The 19,621-nt window shown below is 66.8% G+C and carries 14 protein-coding genes; 5 read left to right on the forward strand and 9 right to left on the reverse strand.

Annotation, left to right across the window (positions count from 1 at the left end; genetic code table 11):
* Positions 1–77 precede the first annotated feature (77 nt).
* From A6048_RS10985 to A6048_RS11015, 7 genes are all read right to left on the reverse strand, one after another.
* Entirely contained in the window at positions 78–1,205 is a 1,128-nt protein-coding gene (locus A6048_RS10985) for a Wadjet anti-phage system protein JetD domain-containing protein (RefSeq protein WP_244911005.1), read from the reverse strand.
* Positions 1,206–1,240: 35 nt separating this feature from the next.
* Entirely contained in the window at positions 1,241–4,627 is a 3,387-nt protein-coding gene (locus tag A6048_RS10990) for an ATP-binding protein (protein ID WP_107749004.1), read from the reverse strand.
* The gene (locus tag A6048_RS10995) at positions 4,620–5,195 is read right to left on the reverse strand and encodes a DUF4194 domain-containing protein (RefSeq protein WP_107749003.1); all 576 of its coding nucleotides are present in this window, start codon (positions 5,193–5,195) and stop codon (positions 4,620–4,622) included. The genes A6048_RS10990 and A6048_RS10995 overlap by 8 nt, the downstream gene beginning before the upstream one ends.
* Entirely contained in the window at positions 5,192–6,625 is a 1,434-nt protein-coding gene (locus A6048_RS11000) for a DUF3375 domain-containing protein (protein ID WP_107749002.1), read from the reverse strand. Before A6048_RS11000 ends, A6048_RS10995 begins: the two co-directional genes overlap by 4 nt.
* 112 nt (positions 6,626–6,737) lie before the next feature.
* Entirely contained in the window at positions 6,738–7,163 is a 426-nt protein-coding gene (locus A6048_RS11005) for a nucleotidyltransferase family protein (protein ID WP_235027276.1), read from the reverse strand.
* 242 nt (positions 7,164–7,405) lie between these two features.
* Complete coding sequence (locus tag A6048_RS11010; protein ID WP_108835169.1) at positions 7,406–8,674, reverse strand: alpha/beta hydrolase family protein; 1,269 nt, start codon at positions 8,672–8,674, stop codon at positions 7,406–7,408.
* 191 nt (positions 8,675–8,865) lie between these two features.
* Positions 8,866–9,441: a hypothetical protein gene (locus tag A6048_RS11015; RefSeq protein WP_107749000.1), complete on the reverse strand. Its 576-nt coding sequence runs from the start codon at positions 9,439–9,441 to the stop codon at positions 8,866–8,868.
* A gap of 254 nt (positions 9,442–9,695) precedes the next feature.
* Here A6048_RS11015 and A6048_RS11020 point away from each other — a divergent pair, with 254 nt between their 5' ends.
* The gene (locus A6048_RS11020) at positions 9,696–12,737 is read left to right on the forward strand and encodes an AMP-binding protein (protein WP_107748999.1); all 3,042 of its coding nucleotides are present in this window, start codon (positions 9,696–9,698) and stop codon (positions 12,735–12,737) included.
* Here A6048_RS11020 and A6048_RS11025 read toward each other — a convergent pair.
* A complete protein-coding gene (locus A6048_RS11025; protein WP_107749045.1) occupies positions 12,718–14,076 on the reverse strand; it encodes a cytochrome P450 in 1,359 nt (452 codons plus the stop codon). The two genes, A6048_RS11020 and A6048_RS11025, sit on opposite strands and share 20 nt — an antisense overlap.
* Positions 14,077–14,243: 167 nt before the next feature.
* Between A6048_RS11025 and A6048_RS11030 the strand changes: the two genes are divergently transcribed.
* Entirely contained in the window at positions 14,244–14,525 is a 282-nt protein-coding gene (locus A6048_RS11030) for a hypothetical protein (RefSeq protein ID WP_107748998.1), read from the forward strand.
* 51 nt (positions 14,526–14,576) lie between these two features.
* Here the strand turns inward: A6048_RS11030 and A6048_RS11035 are convergent, their stop codons facing one another.
* On the reverse strand, positions 14,577–15,782 hold the full coding sequence (locus A6048_RS11035) for a methyltransferase (RefSeq protein WP_107748997.1): 1,206 nt from the start codon (positions 15,780–15,782) through the stop codon (positions 14,577–14,579).
* Between the two features lie 396 nt (positions 15,783–16,178).
* On the opposite strand from A6048_RS11035, the gene A6048_RS11040 reads away from it, so the two are divergent.
* The 3 genes from A6048_RS11040 to mcrC are packed head-to-tail and all read left to right on the forward strand — an operon-like array spanning position 16,179 to position 19,461.
* Entirely contained in the window at positions 16,179–17,168 is a 990-nt protein-coding gene (locus A6048_RS11040) for a hypothetical protein (RefSeq protein WP_235027275.1), read from the forward strand.
* Positions 17,135–18,412 carry an AAA family ATPase gene (locus A6048_RS11045; RefSeq protein WP_235027274.1) on the forward strand — a complete coding sequence of 426 codons (1,278 nt, stop codon included), beginning with the start codon at positions 17,135–17,137 and terminating at the stop codon, positions 18,410–18,412. The genes A6048_RS11040 and A6048_RS11045 overlap by 34 nt, the downstream gene beginning before the upstream one ends.
* Positions 18,409–19,461 carry a 5-methylcytosine-specific restriction endonuclease system specificity protein McrC gene (gene mcrC / locus A6048_RS11050; RefSeq protein WP_107748996.1) on the forward strand — a complete coding sequence of 351 codons (1,053 nt, stop codon included), beginning with the start codon at positions 18,409–18,411 and terminating at the stop codon, positions 19,459–19,461. The genes A6048_RS11045 and mcrC overlap by 4 nt, the downstream gene beginning before the upstream one ends.
* The last annotated feature ends 160 nt before the right edge of the window (positions 19,462–19,621 follow it).

Below are 19,621 nucleotides of genomic sequence, written 5' to 3' on the forward strand. Positions count from 1 at the left end.
GCTCCACGGTGTCGTCGGTTTCGCAACCGCCCGGAGGGGTCGGCCAGTGGCGAACGGGGCGCGCGGTGACTCTGAGCTCATGCCTCGTCTGGCCGGAATGGCAATCGCTCCAGGACCCAGGCCCAGTCGATCCGCTCCTGCTCCAGCCTGACGCGCTCGCCGTAGCGATCGGAGACCAGGTCGTCGTAGACCGCCGCCTCCGCCGCCGTCAGTCGATCGAGTGTCGCGCCGGTGGGTGAGGACTCCTGTCCCCATCGTCGAGGGTGCGCGTGGAGGGTCTCGAGATCCATGAGGAAAGACCGCACCCGCGGTAGATGCGTGCGCAGCCGATGGAGGATGGCGAAGCCGTGGGTGTCGAGGTCGCCCCAGTAGTGCACGTCGGCCTCCCGCAGAGCGTCCCAGCGACCGAGACGGGCCACGTCGAATCCCTTCCCCCAGATCAACACCCCGTCGTCCGGGACGGGCAGTGTGAGGTAGGTGATCTCGTTCTCCACGATCACGGCAGTGGTCAAGGACATGCCGAGTCCGTCGAGCTCCTCCGGCCGCACGGACAGTTCGGTGACCGAAGCCGGCGCGACGCTCCCTGACATGCGGAACCGAACGTACTCGGGCTTGGTGCGCAGACCCAGGTCGTGGAGGAACGAGGTGGCGTTGCGCGACACCCCGAGGAGTCCTGCGAGCACCGTCCGGTGACTCTCGACGACCTTGGTGTCCACTCCCGGGACATCGATCTGCCGCAGGTACCTGCCCGACCCGCGGGCGCCCTCGAGCCAGCGGTACGCCGCGAGGATCTGCGGCCACTCCTGTGCATGCTCGAGCGCAGCGACGGGTCTGGCAAGCAGCCAGTCCGCCACCGCGGCGTCCGGGGCCTCCGCCAGCATCTGGTCGAAGATGGACACCTGCGACCGGACTCCGAGCAACGCCCACGCCTGGTCGAACCGGGTCACCACGGCATGAGTGGGGATCTGATTGCGTCCAACTCTCCGGCCGCCTACCGCCGTGTACCGCAGGGTGTATCGGCTGCCGTCGCGACTGCCGGCCTCGAGTGCGGCCATCCAGTCCTGCACCTCACCGAAGCGCCCACCGATCTCTGCCGCCTTCGGCGGTCCCAGTGGAACCTCAAGCGGGATCAGAGCCTCCCCGCGGGCGAAAGCCCGGAGCAGGGTGCCGTCGACCCACCGCCTGTGCACCTTCTCCCGGACCATCTCCGGTGTGGCCCATTTCCGCGCGCCGGCAACCATCACGCGCTGCCGCGCTGGCGGTGATACTCCTCGGTGGACATCATGACGAGCCGCGAGTATCTGCCCTCCACGTTGTCCACGTACCCGATGGAGCGCACGTACGGTGCGATCACGTGCACCTTCTGTAGGGGCGTGACGATCAGCAGCTGGATGCCGAGCTTGGCGAACAGCTCGAGGGCGTACCGGGTGGAGGCGTCGGAGCCGCGACCGAACGCCTCGTCGATCACGGCGAAGCGGAAGTCGCGGGCCTTCTCCGCACCCCACTCCAGGCCGAACTGGTATGCCAGCGACGCGGCGAGGATGGTGTAGGCGAGCTTCTCCTTCTGCCCGCCCGATTTGCCGTCCGAGTCGCGGTAGTGTTCCCACTCCTCGTCGGTCTCGCGGTCGCGCTCCGAGGCGGAGAAGGTGTACCAGTTGCGCACGTCCGTGACTCGCGCCCGCCACGTCTTGTCGGTATCGCTGTGGCCCTCACGGCCGCGTAGTCGCTCGAGGATCGCCCGCACCTCCTGGTACCGCTGCTCGGAGTAGCGGTCGTCGCCACCGAGGGTGTCGTCGGTAACCGCTCGCAGGTCGGCTCGGAACTCCCGCACATCCTGGTTGACCGTGTTCTCCCGATCCAGGCGCACGAAGCGTCCGGGATTGAAGTCGATCGCTCCGAGTGCCTCGTTGATCTTCTCGATCTTCTGCTGGATGTCGTCGGCCTGGCGCTGCAGCCAGTTGTGGAAGCCGGCGAGTTCGCGGATGGCGTTCTTCTTGAGCTGCTCCTCGAACTCCGCCATGAAGCGGGGCAGATCGTCCTGGGCCACCTGCGCGTGAAAACGGACGTACTCGCCACGCGCGTCGACCGAGGCGTCCATCTCGGTGGTCTGCTCCGGCCAGCGCCGCCGGATCTCCGCCATGGCCTGCTGAAGACTGGTGGTGAAGCCGTTGAGTTCCCGCTGGGTGTGGCCGGTCTCCCTGTGGATCTCGTCGGACATCTGTCGCTCGTGGAGCTCGGCCTGATCTGCGGTCGTCGAACCCGTGCCGCCCTGGCGTGACCGGAGTCGGGGGTAGACGTCCGCGGCCACCGCGCGGATCTCCGCCGTCAGCTCGTCGAGGCTGCGCCGGTCGCGGTCCACCTGATGGCTCTCGTGGGCGATGCGGCTCTCCCCGCTGCCCTTCGCCTCGCCGAGGGTGTCCTTGGTCTGGTTGAGCTCGCCCACTCGGGTGTCAACCTCGGCCACGCGCCGGTCGATCTCGGCCAGCTCGTTACTGCCCTCGAGCAGGCGACGACGCTCGGCATCGGCGGCGTCCGCCCGCGACCGTGCGTCCTCCCAGTCGAGATCCCGCCACGAGGGATGGTCCGCGACCCGCGAGAGCGCGGTGCGCCGCTCCCCCACCTCGTTCTGCTCCCGCGAGACCGACTCGAGTCGGGCCGCGAGCCGCTCCACTGTGCGGGTGAGGTCGCCGCGCCGATCCTGCAGTGCGGCGATCTTCTGCTCGTTGCGCCAACCCAGCACCCAACCGCGGGGATCGCTCGCGGACCGCCGGTCGTCCTTGATGTGATGATTCCTGGACCGCACCTGACCCTCGCGCGTCACCGCCCGCTCGGCGTGCCGGAACTCCTCCACCGTGTCGGCGCAGAGATGGTCGGCCCGGGCGAACAACTCCTTGCTCAAATATCCACGCAGCGGGGTGTCGGCGATCTCCACCGTGTCGGCCAGCAGCAGGCCCTCGGAACGGGGGCGCTGAAGTGGCAGGTGTCGTTCCGGGACCCGCTCGTAGGTCAGGCGGACCCCCATCTCGCGACCGTCGGAGCGCCGGGCGGTCAACCGGCGGGCGTTGACCCATTCCGCGACGTCGGCGTAGTACCGCTGCGGCACCAACAGCGACACCGCGAACCCGCGCAACACGCGCTCGGCAGCTCCCCGCCACTGCGCATGATCTTCCGAGACGTCGAGGAGCTCGCCGGCGAACGGGAGTTCCTCCTCGGACACCCCGAGTTCCGCGCAGAGGGCGGACCGCACCTGGAGCTGTTCGGTCGGAAGGTTGCTGCGGCGGGTCGCGAGGCTGTCCAGCTCTTCCTGCACCTCGCGGAGCTGCGACTTCTCCTCACCGTGTCCGAGGACCAGCGCGTCGTACTGCTCCTTGAGTTCGGCAATCTGGGCTTCGATCTCCGCCTGCGCCCGACCGACCCGGGCGGCGAGGTCCGCGAATCCGGTGGCGTCGCCGACCGGGTCCAGGCCGGCCCTCGCGACGGCGTCCTCGAACCGCTCTCGCCTGCCTCGCCGTTCTTCGGCCTGCTCGCTCGCGTCCCGGGCCGCGCGCTCCAGTTCGCCGATGCGGTTGCCGCCCGCCTCGGCCCGGGCCGCGAGGAGCTGGTCCCGCTCCGCCCCGAGGGCGGTCAACTCGGCGCGCACCTGCTCCAACTGGGCGGCGATGGTGGCGACCTCGGCGCGGACCCGCTCGATCTCCCCATTCCGTAGCTCGATCCGCAGTTCGGCGAAGTAGGGGCGGACCGCCACGCGTTCCTCGCGGAGACCGTCCAGGCGCTCGACCGCGTTCTCGTACCGGGTGATCGACGCGACCAATGGTTCCAGTGCCTCGAGTTGGGCGCGGGCCCGCTGGACCGCTTCGTAGGATCGGGTGAGGTCCTCGAAGTGCCGGATGATCCCCTCGATTCGTTCGGAGGCGTCCGCGGGTTCGAGCATGTGCGTACGGACGAACTCGTTGAGATCGCCGACGGCCTTCATGGAGACGGTCTGGTGGAACAGTTCCATGGCCTGTTCGGACCGGATGCCGAGCAGCCGCCTCATGGCACGACCGTAGGGCGGGAAGTCCTTCTCTACCGTGGCGCCGTCGCGGCGGAGGCGCTTGAGCAGGTCGCCCAAATCAGAGCCGAAGTCGGTGAAGTGGGACTTGATCGACATCGCCCGGTCGGCGGTGACGAAGCGTCGCCAGGGTTGTCCTGTGGCGTCCTGCTGCTGAAAGACCTGGGCGAGGGTCACCTCGTCGTCGTACCCCTCGTTGACAAAAACGCCGAGTATCACCGAATACGACCGCCGGTCCCGCAGTCCCACCGGTCGCACGCTGCCGGTGGACTCGTTGCGCTCGGTCCTGTGGTGGCCTTCCACGTAGGAGCGCAGAGTGCGTTCCTTGCGCGCGGCGCCCGCAGCCTTGTTGTAGTCGATCCGGTGCGAGGGGAGCATGAGGGTGCTCACCGCGTCGACGAGCGTGGACTTGCCGCTGCCGATGTCGCCGGTGAGCAACAACGTTTCCCCATCCGATTCCAGTTGCCAGACGCGTTTGTCGAAGGTTCCCCAGTTGAGCACTTCGAGCCGGACCAGCCGGAACCCGGGACGTCCCTGTGGAGCGAGGTCGACGGAGGAGAACAGGCCCTCACTCATCGTCTGCACCCCCGTTGGCGTACTCGGCCAGTTTGGCGGAGAAGTCGGACAGTGTCTGACCGTCCACGAAGGCCTTGAGGATCCGGCGCACCTCCCAGGTGTCCCGCCGGCCCCGGAGCTGGCGCAGGAATCCCATGGAGACCAGGCGGTTGACGGAGGTGTCGACCTGCTTGAGCACTCGGGCCTCGTCGGTGCTGTGCGCGAGGAAGAGCCGGATCATCTCGAGGATCTCGTCCTGGGTGAGCACCAGTTGGCCCTGGTCGCCAGCGGATTCGAACTCCACCATCCGTTTGCGCAGCAGCACCAACAAGAGGCTGTCGGCGTAGGTGAGCGCGCGGCGTCTGATCACCCGCGGGAGCGGTTCGTCACCGTCCTCCGGCTCGGTGGTGCGCAGGTAGGCGTAACCCTCGTCGTCGTCGATCACCACGTCGAGCCCGATCACCGCGAAGTGGTCGCGGACGGCGCCACGATGGCGGAGGAGGTCCTCCCACGCGTCAGACTCCTGGTAGACGACGCCCTGCATGAGGCGGATGGCGCTGGTCGCGACCGCCCTTTCGTCCGGGTTCACCGGCGCCTCACCACGACGCGCGGCATCCGGGCCCGCATCGACCGGCCGGCCTCGTCGTACTCGATCACCGTCTCCTCCTGCTCGTCGGTGGTCACCTCGATGTCATCGGTGTCCAGGGCGAGGTAGCCGACGAGTTCCGCGGCGCCGTGCTCGACGGGGTACATGGTGACGACGTCCTCGAGCAATGCCGTCCCGCGTTCGGGGACGAGGTTGCGCAACCTGGCGGCGAGGCGGGCGGGGTCCACGATCACCTGGTCGGCCAACACGGAGGTGTCGACGTCCTCCTGCTCGGCCGGCGGCAGGAGACTGTCCACCTCGGACGCGGGCCGCACACTGTGCAACGGTCGTTCGGTGGGCAGCGACACGTCCACGCCGGCCTGCTCCAACTCGAGACCACATTCCGGGGGTGCGCCTGTGCGCAGCTCCAACGCGGTCCCTTCGATCTCGCGGACCAGGTCGAGGACGCGACGGTTCTCCAGCCATATCTGATCGTCGGTGAACCGGCGGAGCTGTTCCGAGATCTGGCGGACGGTCAGCTGGGTGCGCTCGGCGGCCTCGGCCCACCCGTGGTGCACGGTGCGGATGCTGCGGTCCGCCTTCAGCTCGTCGATCGTGGTGAGCCGCTCGAGCAGGGCGGAGAGTTCCTCCTGCCCGGACGAGGACAGGAGCATGTCGTAGAACGCCTGGAAGCTGCGTCCCTGATCGGAGGAGTCGATGCGACTACGCCCGCTGACCAGCTCCTCCAGCAGATCACCCTTGCTGCCCTTCCACGTGGCTATGCGTTCGCGGGCCGAGCGGTCCAGTGCGCGGAAGTTCTCCTCCACCTCGCGGAAGTCGGCGAGGAGTTCGCGGGCGGTGGAGGAGAACTGCTGGTAGCGGTCGCGCACGGCGGTGATGTCGAGCAGTCCGGCTTCAGGGTCGGCCTCGATCTGCTCGATCTCCCGCTCGATCTCCTGCTTGCGCCGCTGCAGCTCGGCGAGCCGGATCTCCGGGTCGACCTCGGTGCCCTGGGCGATCTGCCGGAGCAGTTCGATCGCGGTCTGCAGTCGCGACTCGGTGCCGACGAAAGGCCGCGCGTGAAGACTCTGGACCCACGAGTACGCCTTCTCCAGCGCGGGTGTGGCGTCGTAGTGGATCTCGTCGGTGCCGAGCGGATAGAACCGACGGAGAAACCCCGAGTCGGTCGACGCCCACTCGGTCAGATAGTCGGCTGCGGCCCGCTTGAACCGCGGGTTCTCGGGATCCTCGCCGTTGCGCATGTAGAGCTCGTCGTCGAGGGCGTCGATGATCTCCCCCTCCGGGCTGGCACCGTGCCCCTCATCCACGAAGAACCGTCCGAGAAACGAGAGCAGCAGCGGTGCATGGGTGGCGCGGAGCATTCGCCACGCGGGATGTCGTTCGCGCAACGCGTCGATCGCCGCGTAGTCCACACGGTCTCCTCGGGTCAGGGGTCGGCCGGGATCGTGCAGCCAGTCTAGGAGGGCGGTCGAACACTACTGTCTGGGCGGTCGGTGCGGGCAGCACCCCGCGAGAGGCGTCCCGTCACACCGTGGAGTTCGATTCAGGACCACGCCGGTGTTGACTCAGCGCTTCGGCAAGAGGCGGGAGGTGTGTCTTCACGACGTCTCGCACAATGTCAGCCTCAACACCGCTGTCCCGGAGCGCCGACTCTGAGATCGCTCGCCTAAGTAGTTGCGACGGGAAGACGTCGATATCGTCACGGCCGAATAGCGCACGGACTTCCTCCAACAGACCGGAGGCGCGCATCAAGAGATTGCCGTCGGCCGGGTCCATGTCCACCAGGATGTCGATGTCGCTTCCCGCCTGCGCGGTGCCACGCGCGACCGAACCGAACAGCCTTGGTCTAGTAGCCGCGTACTTCGCCAGGAGCGCACGGAACTCGTCATCACGCGCCTCGATCAGCTCGCGCATTGCGAGCGATTCGGGAGTCGGGGCGGTGCTCGCCATAGCTACAGGTTACCGGCCGCCCCTGGGAACTGAAGGCCCCAGACCGCAGGATGCAAGTGAGCCGTGTGAGATCACGTTGGGTAGACCGATCAGGCGTTGCCAACTCTCGGACTACAGACCGCGCCCTGCACCAGAGGCGAGGCGAGGAACTCCGTCTCAGACGCAGGGGCGTAGCCGGCAACCCTGTGTGCTGCGGCGATCGCCACTTCGAGGTACGGGATCGGTGATTTCGACCGGCGGTCCTACCGGCCGATCACCGTGTCGAGCCAGTCGAATACGCGCTGGCTGAACAGCGCTGCCGCCCCCGCTTGGTCATGTTCACCGGCACCTTTTGCGTTGGTGAACTCGATCATTGTCTTGGGCGCGGTGAGGGCCTCGAAGAGACTCTGTGCGTCGACGATGCGCGGGTCGTTCTGGCCGATGGTCAGCAGCACGGGACAGGCGACGCGGTCCGCGAGGCCTTCCAGTGTGTACAGCCTCAATTCGCGCAGATAGTCGACCGGGGTCGTGCATCCGTGCGTGAGCATCCCTCGCCCCATGGAGAAGTCCAGTCCCGGTGACTGCTCCATCCCGGCACGGACCGCCTCGTTGAGCAGGTCATCGGCATCCCCGGTGTCCAGGTCGCCGCGGTACTCCTCAGGGAGGAGCAGCGAGGCATTGGCTCCAGGGGCGTATTGCGGGGCGTCGGCGATCACGGCGACGAGGCGGTGCTCCGCAGTGGCGGCGCGCGGCGCGAGATGGCCGCCCCAGCTGCGGCCCAGTGCCGCTATTCGGGAGGCATCGACCTCGGGACGGGCGACCAGCCAGTCGATCTGAGCGCTGACGACCGCCTCCCAGTCGTGTCGGAAGTGCAGGTCGCGTTCGACCAGAGCCGCGCCCTGGCCCGGGCCGTCCATCATGAGAACGGCGTAGCCGCGCCGCAACGCCGCGACGCCGCCGGCGACGTACGTCTCTTCCATCGTTCCGTCGTATCCGCCGACCAGGATCAGGGTGGGGAACGGCCCCGGGCCGGGTGGGGTCGCGAAGTAGCCGTCGAGTTCGCTTCCCTCGTACGGGACCGCGACCTCCCAGAAGGGATGATCCATCAACTCGATCGCTCGGCGGAAGGCGTCCCGTTGCCGCGCGTGCGCCGTGACGAACCGAGGATCCATCGGAGGGGCGTACATGAAAACCCCGGAGATACGGAAGTAGGTGGCCGCGCGGAGGAATCCCTCACGCGCGCTCACCCGGTGACCGGCGGCGAGACTCGCCTCCGCATCCGCGAGAATCCGTTCGCCGAGCGCGTTCCACTCGGCATACCAGGCTTCCCTGTCCCCGCCGGGGATTCTGCGGGCGGTGATGAACGCCTCGCCGACGTCGGCTCCGCCCGTCGCGATGGTGTCCAGCACGCGGAGGAACTGGCCGTCGAACCCGCCGTCCGAGAAGGCCAGCCCGGTGAGGGTGGGCTCGCCGGGGCCTCCGCCTCCATCCACGGCGTGGGTTGTCGCATCCGATGCGGTGTTCGTGGCCATGTCCACACCTCGTCATCCGTGGTGGTCATCCCTGGTCGACGTCGCCACGACCACCCTCACTCAGTGTAAGGACAACGTCAGTAGATCCAGGTCGCATTTCGGGACGAGATCCTTGATGACGACGACGAGGTCGCGTCCCACACGGCCGTGGACGACCACTCGGCGTTCGTCTCGGGCCCCGCTCGAGTTCGTCAGCCTCTCGAGAGCACGTCTCCGCTGACCACGATCGTGAACTCCCGCTCGTCGGTGAGCACGTTCAGGAATCCGGGCTCGATGCTGAGGACATACCCGGACACAGTGCCGTTGGTCGTCTCGATCACCTCGTGCGGGACCCAGGGTGTCTGTCCGAGGGCGGCGAGGAGCAGGAGACCGACCCCCGCCACCCAGCCGACCCGCGCCATGGCGACAGCCAGCGCGTGCCTCAGCGGACGCTGCGGAGGCAGGCGTCGGCTCACCGCGATCGCCGCGAACACTGCCGCTGCCCCGGCGGGGAGCCACCAGATGCCGAAGCTCGAGGTGAGAGCCACCGACACGACCACTCCCAGTACGGACAGGAGCAGGACCACCGTCCGGTGGTCACGCGGGCCCCACAGGTACCCGGCGATCAGTAGCGGGAGAACACCGATCAACAGGACCGCGGTGAGCGTGTGCTCGGCGATGAGTGAGCCGAAGACCAGGGCGAACGAGTCGTTGAGCCCGAGGGTGGTGCTGACCAGGAATGCCGTGGACCAGTCGTAGCCGGATACCGCGAAGATCCGCAGGGTCACAAAGGCCACACCCCATGTCGCGCCGTGTGCGGCAGCACCGGCGAACCGACTCGGGCGATCTCCACGATCCTGCTCTGGGGCCCCGCGCCGTTCGGCGGCGGTTCCATTCGGGGCAGCGTCCATGCGGTGAAACTACTATCAGCGCGGCCGACAGCAGGGTGACACGGTGCCGGCGCCCCGGGATCAGCCGAGACCTTTGCCATTCCTGAACTGCCTGCACCGAACCGATGACGCGCCCTAGTCTCACAACCACCATGACCCCTCGCCCCGACACCCTCGCCGCCGCGCTCACCACCGCCACGTCATTCGTCGTCAACGCGGTCGAAGTCTTGCGTTTCGGCGGCCTACAGACCGACGAGGAGCCCTCGCCGTTCGAGATCGCCACCCGTCGCCCGATGTATCGACTGCGTCGCTACTACGGACCGGTGGCGGGGGGCGCCGGCCACAGACCCGCCGGCGTTGACGTGGACGAGGTTGATGTGGACGCGGTCGATGTGGACGAAGGGCCGCGCCCGCCGATCGTGCTCGTGCCGCCCATGATGATCTCTGCGGACATCTGGGACGTCTCCCCGTCGACGAGCGCAGTGGCCGCACTGCACGAGGCCGGCATGGATCCGTGGGTGATCGACTTCGGGTCCCCGGACCTCGAGGACGGTGGACTCGAACGCACCCTCACCGACCACGTCGTCGCGGTGAGCGAAGTCATCGACCTCGTCACCGCAGCCACAGGTCGTTCAGTGCATCTCGGCGGGTACAGCCAGGGCGGCATGTTCTGCTACCAGGCCGCGGCATACCGGCGCTCGCGCGACCTCGAGAGCATCGTGACCTTCGGGTCCCCCGTCGACTGGCGCGGTAGTGCCCCGCTCGGCGTACCCGAGGACGTGATCGTGAACGTCGCCCGCTTCGTCGCCGGCTACGTCTTCAGCGACCGCTCACTCCCCGGGTGGTTGGCCTCGACCGGGTTCCGCCTGCTCGACCCCATCAAGACCGCCCGATCGCAGGTGGGTTTCCTGCGCCAACTGCACGACCGCGAGGCGCTGATCGGACACGAGCGGCAGCGCCGCTTTCTCGGCGGTGAGGGGTTCGTCGCCTGGTCCGGACCGGCGATCGTCGACATGATGCAGCAGGTGATCATTCAGAATCGAATGATGGTCGGCGGCTTCGTCGTCGGAGATCACGTCGTCTCACTGGCCGATATCACCTGTCCCGTCCTCGCCGTGCTCGGGGAGGTCGACGAGATCGGCGTGCCGGCGGGCGTCCGCAAGATCGCGGCCGTCGCCCCCTCCGCCGAGGTCTACGAGTTCCCGGTCCGCGCCGGGCACTTCGGACTCGTCGTCGGCTCGACCGCGTCCTCGCAGACGTGGCCCGCCGTCACCGACTGGATCGGGTGGATCGAGGGCACCGGAGAACGTCCCGAGGGCATCGCCGAAGTCGGCCCCGACTCCGCTGGCGACCCGACCCCGACCACGGCGGTGATGCTCGCGGCGGAAGGGGCGAACCAGGTCGCCGGGATCGGAGTCGGCATGGTGCGCGGTGCCGGTCACCTCGCGGTGGGCGCACTGCAGACGACGCGGGCCCTGGGATACGAGGCGCTGCACGCCGCGCCGCGCCTGATGCGGCTGGGGCAGATCCAGACCGGAACACGCATCTCGTTCGCCAAGATCATGGCCGAGCGTGCGCGGACGCAGCCTGGTGACGCGTGCTTCCTGTTCGCCGACCGCGTCCATACGTACTCGGCCGTCGACGCCCGGATCACGAACGTGGTGAGGGGGCTCATCGAGGTCGGAGTGCGCCAGGGCGACCACATCGGCGTACTCATGGAGACCCGGCCCTCGGCGCTGGTCGCGATCGCCGCGCTGTCGCGTCTCGGCGCCGTGGCCGTGCTGCTGCCTCCGTCCCCGGATCTGTCCGAGCTGCTGCTGCTCAGCTCTGTGTCCGAGGTCGTCGTCGACCCGGAGCACGCCGCCGGGGTCACCGACGCCGGGGCGCGGGCGCTCGTCCTCGGCGGCGGCGCGGACCGCGACCTTCCCGGAGACCTCGGCGAGGGGGTCGTCGACCTGGAGCGCATCGACCCCGATGCGGTCGAGCTACCCCGCTGGTACCGACCGGACCCCGGCCGCGCCGGCGACCTCGCCTTTGTCGTCTTCACTCGCACCACGGGCTCCTGGCAGACCAAGCTCGTAACCAACCACCGGTGGGCGCTCTCCGCGTTCGGCACCGCCAGCGCCGCGCGCCTGACCGCCGCGTCGACCGTCTACTGCCTCAGTCCACTCCATCACCCGTCCGGTCTGCTCACCGCCGTCGGCGGGGCCGTGGTCGGTGGGTCCCGGATCGCGCTGTCACGCGGTTTCGACCCGGCGACCTTCGACGAGGAGATCCGCCGCTACGGGGTGACGGTCGTGTCCTACACGTGGGCGATGATGCGCGAGCTGGTCCGCCAGCCGGTGCATCCGCGCGACACCCTCCCGACGATCACCCTCTTCATGGGATCGGGCATGCCCCGCGGGGTGTGGCGACGGGTCCTGGACCGCTACCCGGGGACCCGGGTCCTCGAGTTCTACGCCGGCACCGAGGTCGATGTCGTTCTCGCCAATCTCTCGACATCCAAGCAAGGTGCTCGCGGCCGTCCGCTGCCGGGCACCGCCGAGGTGCGGCTCGTCGAGGTCGACCCCGACTCCGGCTCGATCATCACCGGCCCCGGTGGTTACGCCGTGCCGAGCGAGGTCGGCGCCCCCGGGCTGCTTCTCGCCCGGCCCCGCCTCCGGGTAGACGCCTCCATTCGCCGACTGCGCGGGGTGTTCCGGCGGGGCGACACGTGGGTGTCCACCGACGACGTGTTCGAGCGTGACCGGGACGGCGACTTCTGGCTGCTCGGCCCGGCGAGCACGGTGGTCCGCACGTCGCACGGTCCGGTGTTCCCGATCCAGGTCGCCGACGCGCTCGGGGATCTGCCCGAGGTCGATATCGCCGTGGTGTACGGCGTGCCCGCCGCCACGGGTCCGGTCGCCGTCGCCGCGGTGAGCAAATGGGGCTCCACGGCGATCACCGCGGCCGACGTCGGTGGCGCACTCGTCTCGGTCCCCTCCGCCGGACGACCGGACATCGTCCACGTTGTCGACACCATCCCGGTGACGAACTGGTACCGGCCGGACGCCACTGCACTTGCAGCCCGGGGCCTACCGAAGGCCGGCCCGCGAACCTGGATCCGTGATCCCGCTTCAGGCGAGTACGTACGGCTGACCAAAGCTGTGCGGGACGGGTTGGTCCCGTCGACCGTCACCGACGGCGGACGGTGATCCGCCCTCCTCGGTGAGGCGCAAACGCGACGCCGCGGGAGTGCCACTTCTCGTCCCGCTCGGCCGTCGGGACGATCTCGTACATGCTCAGCAGGGTGCGCAGCACGACGTCCATCTCCATCGTCGCGAACGCCGCACCGATGCATCGCCGGGTCCCGCCGCCGAACGGCAGCCAGGCCGGCGGTGGCGTGGTGTCGAGGAAGCGGGTCGGGTCGAAGCGCTCGGGGTCGGCAAAGTGCACGCTGTCGTCGTGCAGCAGCGAGATAGCGACCATCACGTTGTACCCGCGCGGGATGCGCCACGGCCCCAGGTCGAGGTGCGGCGCCTGCACGTTGCGTCCGGCGAGGTCGATGACCGGCCGGCTGCGCTGCACCTCCAGGATCGTCGCGTGCCTGTAGTCGGTCCCCCCGGCGTCGACCTCGGCGACCAGCTCGTCCAGCACTGCGGGGTTCCGGCTGAGCCGCTCCAGGGCCCAGGCGAGCGTCGTCGCGGTGGTCTCGTGTCCTGCCACGAGCAGTGCGGTGAGCTCGTCGCGGATCTCCTCGTCCGTCATGGCCGAGCCGTCGTCGTAGGTGCTCTGCAGCATCATCGCCAGGATGTCGTCGCGCTCCTCGAGCCGGTCGTCGCGGCGGCCCCGGGCGATGAGGGAGTTGATCGCGTCGTCGTAGACCTTCTTGTAGCGGGCGAACCGACCGCGCGGGCCCAACGACCCCACGACCACCGCCCCCAGGCGCACCGGCAGTTCCGGGGTGATGACCACCGCCGAGCCGGCCTCCACCATGGGCGGGATGACGCGACGCAGCGTGACGAGCTCGTCGTCCCGGGCGCCGAACACCGTCCGGATGATGATGTCCAGCGTGATGCGGGTCATCGACGGCATGGAGGCGAACGGTCGGCCGACGTTCCACGAGTCGAGTTCGCGCCGGGCCTCCTCCTCCACGACCGCCTCGTAGCCCTTGATGCGCCTGCCGTGCAGAGGTGGGGTGAGCAGCTTGCGGCGCCGTCGGTGGTCGGTGCCCTCGAGCGCGAACATCGACTGCTCCCCCAGGACCCGACCCAGATTGGGGTCGACGTTGGTCAGCGACTGCTGCGGGGCGGTGAACAGCTCTCTGGCCAGCGCGGGGTCGGAGATCATCACCGCGCGCCCGTAGATGGGCAGGTGCACGGTGACGGCGTTGCCATATCGGGCCTGCAGTCGCTGGAGCACTCTGCGCCGGGCGATACCGAAGCCCAGGCCTTGGAGCGACCTGGGCAGCGGGGGTCCGGGCGGGAGCAAGGTTTCGCGGTCGTCGCTGTTCGGATGTCCTCCGGACGCGGCGGGAGCCAACCTGTTCGTCATGCTGTCCATGGCATCGCATCCTCGGCCTCGGGTGAAGTGCGGGGCGCCGTTCAGCCTACGTGCCGGAAATGCCGTGGTGGCCGCAGTTGGTGCGACGACGACGAGGTCTTCCCCTGCCGCCCGGCATCGCACCCAATCCGCCGCGACCCCGGCGTCGAATCCCGGGCATGCACTCCGCTTCGCAGTCCCCTCGCCCCGCCGACTTCCACGTCTCGGCGGACAGTGCGGACATGGCAGGGCTTTTCGCCGACCCACGGGACGCCGACGCCGGGCACGGTGAACCCGAGCAGGCTGAGTCCGAGCGCGGGGACTTCCTCGGCGCCATGCGCGCATCCTGGGACGACTGGATGCCCGTCGCCACCACAGGCTGGGGCGCGGTGGTGCTCATCGCCCCGTTGCTCGCGGTGCATGCCCTCGTCTGGGCATTCGGCGGGCGCCGGCTCCGGTAGGTGCTCCGCGTCGACTAGGCGCGACGGCTCCGCTTGGTGTCGCCGGCTGCGCTACGTGCTCAGCTTCGCCCCCACCCGCCACAGGATGGTGCGCTCCTTCGACCGGGCCGCGTGCAGCGGATCAGCACTGTCTGCGGCGCGGGAATGGCGTGGCGTGGTCTCGCGGGTCCCGACCACGGTCAGTCCGGCCGCGTCGATTCGGCCGAGCAGCTCATCGCGGGTGCGCAGTCCCAGGTGTTCGGCGAGGTCGGACAGGATCAGCCATCCTTCGCCCTGCGGCGTGAGGTGATCGGCGAGCCCGGTGAGGAAGCGGTGCAGCACGTCGGAGTCCGGGTCGTAGATCCCCTGCTCCAGGGCCGAGGTCGGCCGTCCGGGAATCCATGGCGGATTGCACACCACCACGTCGGCCCGCCCGGAGTCGCCTGCCTCGTCGTCGTCGGCGTCGTCATAGGGCCACAGGTCGGCCTGCATCACCGCAACGCGGTCCGCCAGGCCCAGCCGATGCACGTTGTCCTGGGCGCACTGCACGGCGCGGGGACTGATGTCGGTCGCGACCACCTCCCGGGCCCCGCGCCGGGCCAGGACAGCCGCGAGCACTCCGGTCCCGGTGCCGATGTCCCACACGACGGGGTGGTCGATGCCCTGCGGCCAGGGGGCGTCGGCGACCAGGTCGATGTACTCGTCGCGGGTGGGGGCAAAGACGCCGTGGGCGGGATGGATCCGGGCCCCCAGGGCGCCGATCTTGATCCCCTTGCGGTGCCATTCGTAGGCGCTGATCACGCCGAGGTGCTCGGGCAGCGAGACGAGAGTCTCCTCGCCGACGGAAACGCTCGACTCGTCGGTGGGCTGGTCGACCGGCGGCCCGTAGGCGTGTGCGCAAGCGTCGCGCGCGTCGGGCGCTCGGCGCAGCCTGATCGTGTAGTCGGCCTCGAGCGGGATGAGGATCTTGCCCAGGATCGCCGCACGCTGGGCTCGCGCTTTCCGGTTGTCTTGGAAGACCTCTCCGGGGTCGGTGGACTGCGGTGCCCGGGACGCCCGCTTCTCAAGGCGACGGTCGAGAGCGCGCATGAGCTGCCGGGCGTTCTGGAAATCCCCCCGCCACAACAGGCTTGAGCCTCTCTGGGCGATTCGGAGAGCCTTGTCCGCAGAGATGTCGTCGGTGATCACGACGATCCCACTCGGCGCCGGTGCGGCATTCTCGGAGCGCCAGAATCCAATGCGCTGGGTGCCGCTCTCGTTCCAGGTGACCGTCGTCATGGAGCCGTCGGGTGTGGGGCGTGAGAGCAACGGAATCCTTCGATCTGGTGCGCACGGGTTCGACAAGGAACGCGCGCACGCGGAGTGCGGTGCCCGGGCCGGGCCGGGCCCATTGTCTCAGGAGTCAGGGCCGGGCACTCCTCACAGGGGTTCCGGTGTCCCCGGCCCGGGGATGCCGTGCACGGCAAGCAAGTGAAGCCGTCAGGAGCGCAATACCGGCCAACCTTCGGAGTGGTCCCGTTAGGACGTGCGACTTCTGGGTTATGAGCCCAGCGAGCTACCGAACTGTGCCACCCCCGCGTCGTTAGCATCGACAACCGGACGTACCACCCTTCAGAAAACTAGACATGTAGCCGGTACTGCACCCTGTTCTTACGACACAGGCAGAATCACAGCATGGTCAACGAAATTCAGCCCGATCCGAAACTTCAGGATTCTCGATGGTCCGCTGACATAAATCTCGCACGCGAAGTCGCAGGAGTGTTCGACCAGTTGCTCGGAGATGGCCGTTCAACGCTCGATCCGGAAACTTTCATCTGGACTGCCGAGACGGCCGAGGACCTGCGGTCTCGAGTCGCCGACAATCCGATCGTTGGGACGGAGCAAGGCCAGTGGGAGAAACTGGATCGCCAGCTTCATGGTGCATCACGAGAGGTAGTGCTGCTAGCTGCAGAGCTCGTCTTTCTGCGCGAACACCCTCTGCTTTCAGCGCGTCCGGACACGCGGTTGATGCATATCAACAGGGTGCTGGCCCACCTCGATGAACCAACACCCGTCAACGATGTGATCGCGGAATTGCTGGCCCGCGTACCAGGCAAGGCGGGGCTAGAACAGGGAAGGGGGTACAACGGATCACTGTGGCGACACATCGTCTGGGCTGCGAAATTCGTGATCCACTGGTCAACCCTGTCTCCAGCTGAACACGCCACCGCCCGAACAGATCCGTGGGCACTGCAAAAAGCAATGCTCGACTCGGGTGATGACCGTTCAGACTTCCGCAACGTGTTCCAGTTCCTCGCACGGCCCGACACTTTTGAGCCGATCTCATCTGCCGCTACAAAAAGCGGATTCGCGATGCACTTGCCTCCCGAATCGGCGGATCAACCGGAAACGATCCCACGTCGATCGACCGCGACTTGTTTGCGATTAGGTCAACCTTGGCGACCGAGATCAACGGCGAGTTTCACTTCTGGACGCCAGGGGTACAGGCCCTCTGGGATGCACAAGCGGAAAAGTCCTTTCCGGAAATGCCCGAAAAGGCGGAGCCTGAGGAACCTCGCCAACGCCACTATTGGATCTACTCACCCGGTCCCCGCGCCGCCGAATGGGACGCATTTCGCTCTGACGGAATCATGGCAATTCATTGGGACAACCTCGGCGATCTAGCTGAATATCCCGACCGCGACTCCCTCCGGCAAGCGTTGGAAGCTGATGGGAGCGGTATCGCAAGAAACAACGATGCCCTCTGCTGTTGGCAGTTCCAGAACGAGATCGCTATTGGAGACATCGTGTACGCCAAACGAGGTCGACGCGAGATAATCGGCCGAGGCGAAGTCACCTCCGAGGCCCAATACAGACCTAACCGGGACACCTACCGCTCCGTCCGAGCTGTTAACTGGACCCATACAGGATCTTGGCCCCACCCAGGGCAAGCTGTTGTTAAGACCCTGACCGATGTCACGCAGTATCGCGAGTACGTAGAAGAGATCGAAACACTCATCACTGGCGAAGAAGAACTGGATCTGAACGCACCAGTCGGCGAGGTTCCCAGCTACGACAGATCCAAATTTCTTAGCGAGGTCTACCTGACGGAGGAAAGCTACGATCGCCTTTGGTCCCTGCTGCGCCGCAAGAAGAACATCATCCTGGCCGGACCGCCCGGGGTTGGAAAGACATTTGCGGCAAAACGGCTGGCGTACTCGGTTATGGGAGAGAGTGATCCCAGCCGGGTGCAGGTCGTGCAGTTCCATCAGAGCTACTCATACGAGGACTTCATGATGGGGTACCGCCCCACCGAAACCGGAGGATTCCGACTCGCGGAAGGGCCCTTCTACAGGTTCTGCGAGATCGCCCGTAACGCCGATCCTGACCAGTCGTACTTCTTCATTATCGACGAAATCAACCGCGGGAACATCTCGAAGATCTTCGGCGAGCTGCTCATGTTGATTGAGAGCGATAAACGCGGCTCGGCGCTTCGCTTGCTCTACAAAAACGAAGACTTCTCAGTGCCGCCGAATCTGCACATTATCGGCATGATGAACACTGCCGATCGCAGTCTCGCAGTCATCGACTACGCCCTACGACGCCGGTTCGGGTTCTTCACCATGAAGCCGGGTTTCAAGTCGGAAGGGTTTGCCCAGTACCAAGCCAAGATCGACAGTCCAACACTGGACAGGCTTGTTGAGGCGATCAGCGCGCTCAATCTCGCCATTGCGGATGATCCGGCGCTGGGACCGGGGTTCGCGGTCGGACACAGCTTTGTCAGCGCGGCACCAGAAGACGGCACCGAGGACGCTTGGCTTCATTCTGTGGTGGAGGACGAACTCATCCCGCTACTCGACGAGTACTGGTTCGACGAGCCGGCCAGGGCAGAGGAATGGGCCGGAAGGTTACGAGCTGGAATTTCATGACTAGCAACTTCATCTTCATCCGCAATATCTACGTGATGATGGCGTACGCCTTCAGGGCGATCCAGAAGGCGGGAGACGAACATCTGGAAGTTGAGCAATTCGACAAGCTTCACGATCTGTTCGCAGAGATCCTGGTTCGCGGAGTTGGAACGCAGGTCAAACGTGGCCTTCACCACGATTACCTCCACCGTCGCGAGGAACTTGCGACCGTTCGAGGTCGGATTGACGTCTCGCGGAGCATCTCCGAGCATTCGAGGGCCCGAGGTCGGCTGATCTGTAGCTACGACGAGTACGACTCGGACACGCCCCATAACCGCGCTTTGAAGTCAGTGATCATTTTGTTGGTTCGCCACGGCGAGATCAGGAAGGACCGGAAGGAGGCCCTCCGCCGCCTCCTGCCCTACCTGGATGCCGTCACCACCATTTCTCCGACCTCGATCCGGTGGAACACACTCACCTATCACCGCAGTAATGCTTCGTATCGGTTGCTGCTCGGCGCGTGCGAACTGGTGGTCCGCGGCCTCCTGCCGACCGAGGGCTCCGGCAACCGAAAACTGACCACTTGGCTCTCCGACGACGCAATGAGTCAGCTATACGAGCGCTTCTTAATGGAGTACTTCATCTTTCACCACCGTGAGCTATCGCCGAGCGCGCCCCACATTGACTGGGACTACGACTACTCGCTGTCGTCGGGCACCGGACAGCTTCCGGCCATGAAGACGGATCTCCGGCTCCGGGGCGGGCACAAAACTCTGATCGTGGATGCCAAGTACTACAGCAAGTCAATGCACACAGGGCAGTGGGGAAAAGAGTCCGTCAGCTCGTCCAATCTGTACCAAATTCTGGCCTACACCAAGAATGCTGACATCGAGCAGGACGGTTCCGTCAGTGGACTCTTGATGTACGCACGCACCGATGCCCCCTCCCAACCTGACCTAGATATGACTGTCCAAGGAAGCAGGATCGGTGCGCGCACGCTCGATCTGAATGTGCCGTGGAACCAGCTGCGTACCCAGCTGGACGGCATCACTGAGTGGCTGGAAAGCTGACGCCTCCGAACTGCAACTCATTGATGCCAAGACTCTCCGCCGCTTCTTGACCCGTAGCGGCCACTTTCCACGCCGAGTGGATGTCGCGGTGGATGTATCCCACCTCACCAGCGTGACCGATGACCTCGCACTCGATACCGGCGGCGCGGAGCTTAACGGC

The organism is Dietzia psychralcaliphila, assembly GCF_003096095.1.
In the GTDB taxonomy this organism is placed as follows: Bacteria; Actinomycetota; Actinomycetes; order Mycobacteriales; family Mycobacteriaceae; genus Dietzia; species Dietzia psychralcaliphila.

Excerpts from the sequence above, each read along its gene's own strand:
- A6048_RS10985 (WP_244911005.1), bottom strand. The coding sequence starts at position 1,205 with ATGGTCCGGGAGAAGGTGCACAGGCGGTGGGTCGACGGCACCCTGCTC.
- A6048_RS10990 (WP_107749004.1), bottom strand. The coding sequence starts at position 4,627 with ATGAGTGAGGGCCTGTTCTCCTCCGTCGACCTCGCTCCACAGGGACGT.
- A6048_RS11005 (WP_235027276.1), bottom strand. The coding sequence starts at position 7,163 with ATGGCGAGCACCGCCCCGACTCCCGAATCGCTCGCAATGCGCGAGCTG.
- A6048_RS11010 (WP_108835169.1), bottom strand. The coding sequence starts at position 8,674 with ATGGCCACGAACACCGCATCGGATGCGACAACCCACGCCGTGGATGGA.
- A6048_RS11020 (WP_107748999.1), top strand. The coding sequence starts at position 9,696 with ATGACCCCTCGCCCCGACACCCTCGCCGCCGCGCTCACCACCGCCACG.
- A6048_RS11025 (WP_107749045.1), bottom strand. The coding sequence starts at position 14,076 with ATGACGAACAGGTTGGCTCCCGCCGCGTCCGGAGGACATCCGAACAGC.
- A6048_RS11030 (WP_107748998.1), top strand. The coding sequence starts at position 14,244 with ATGCACTCCGCTTCGCAGTCCCCTCGCCCCGCCGACTTCCACGTCTCG.
- A6048_RS11035 (WP_107748997.1), bottom strand. The coding sequence starts at position 15,782 with ATGACGACGGTCACCTGGAACGAGAGCGGCACCCAGCGCATTGGATTC.
- A6048_RS11040 (WP_235027275.1), top strand. The coding sequence starts at position 16,179 with ATGGTCAACGAAATTCAGCCCGATCCGAAACTTCAGGATTCTCGATGG.
- A6048_RS11045 (WP_235027274.1), top strand. The coding sequence starts at position 17,135 with ATGGCAATTCATTGGGACAACCTCGGCGATCTAGCTGAATATCCCGAC.
- mcrC (WP_107748996.1), top strand. The coding sequence starts at position 18,409 with ATGACTAGCAACTTCATCTTCATCCGCAATATCTACGTGATGATGGCG.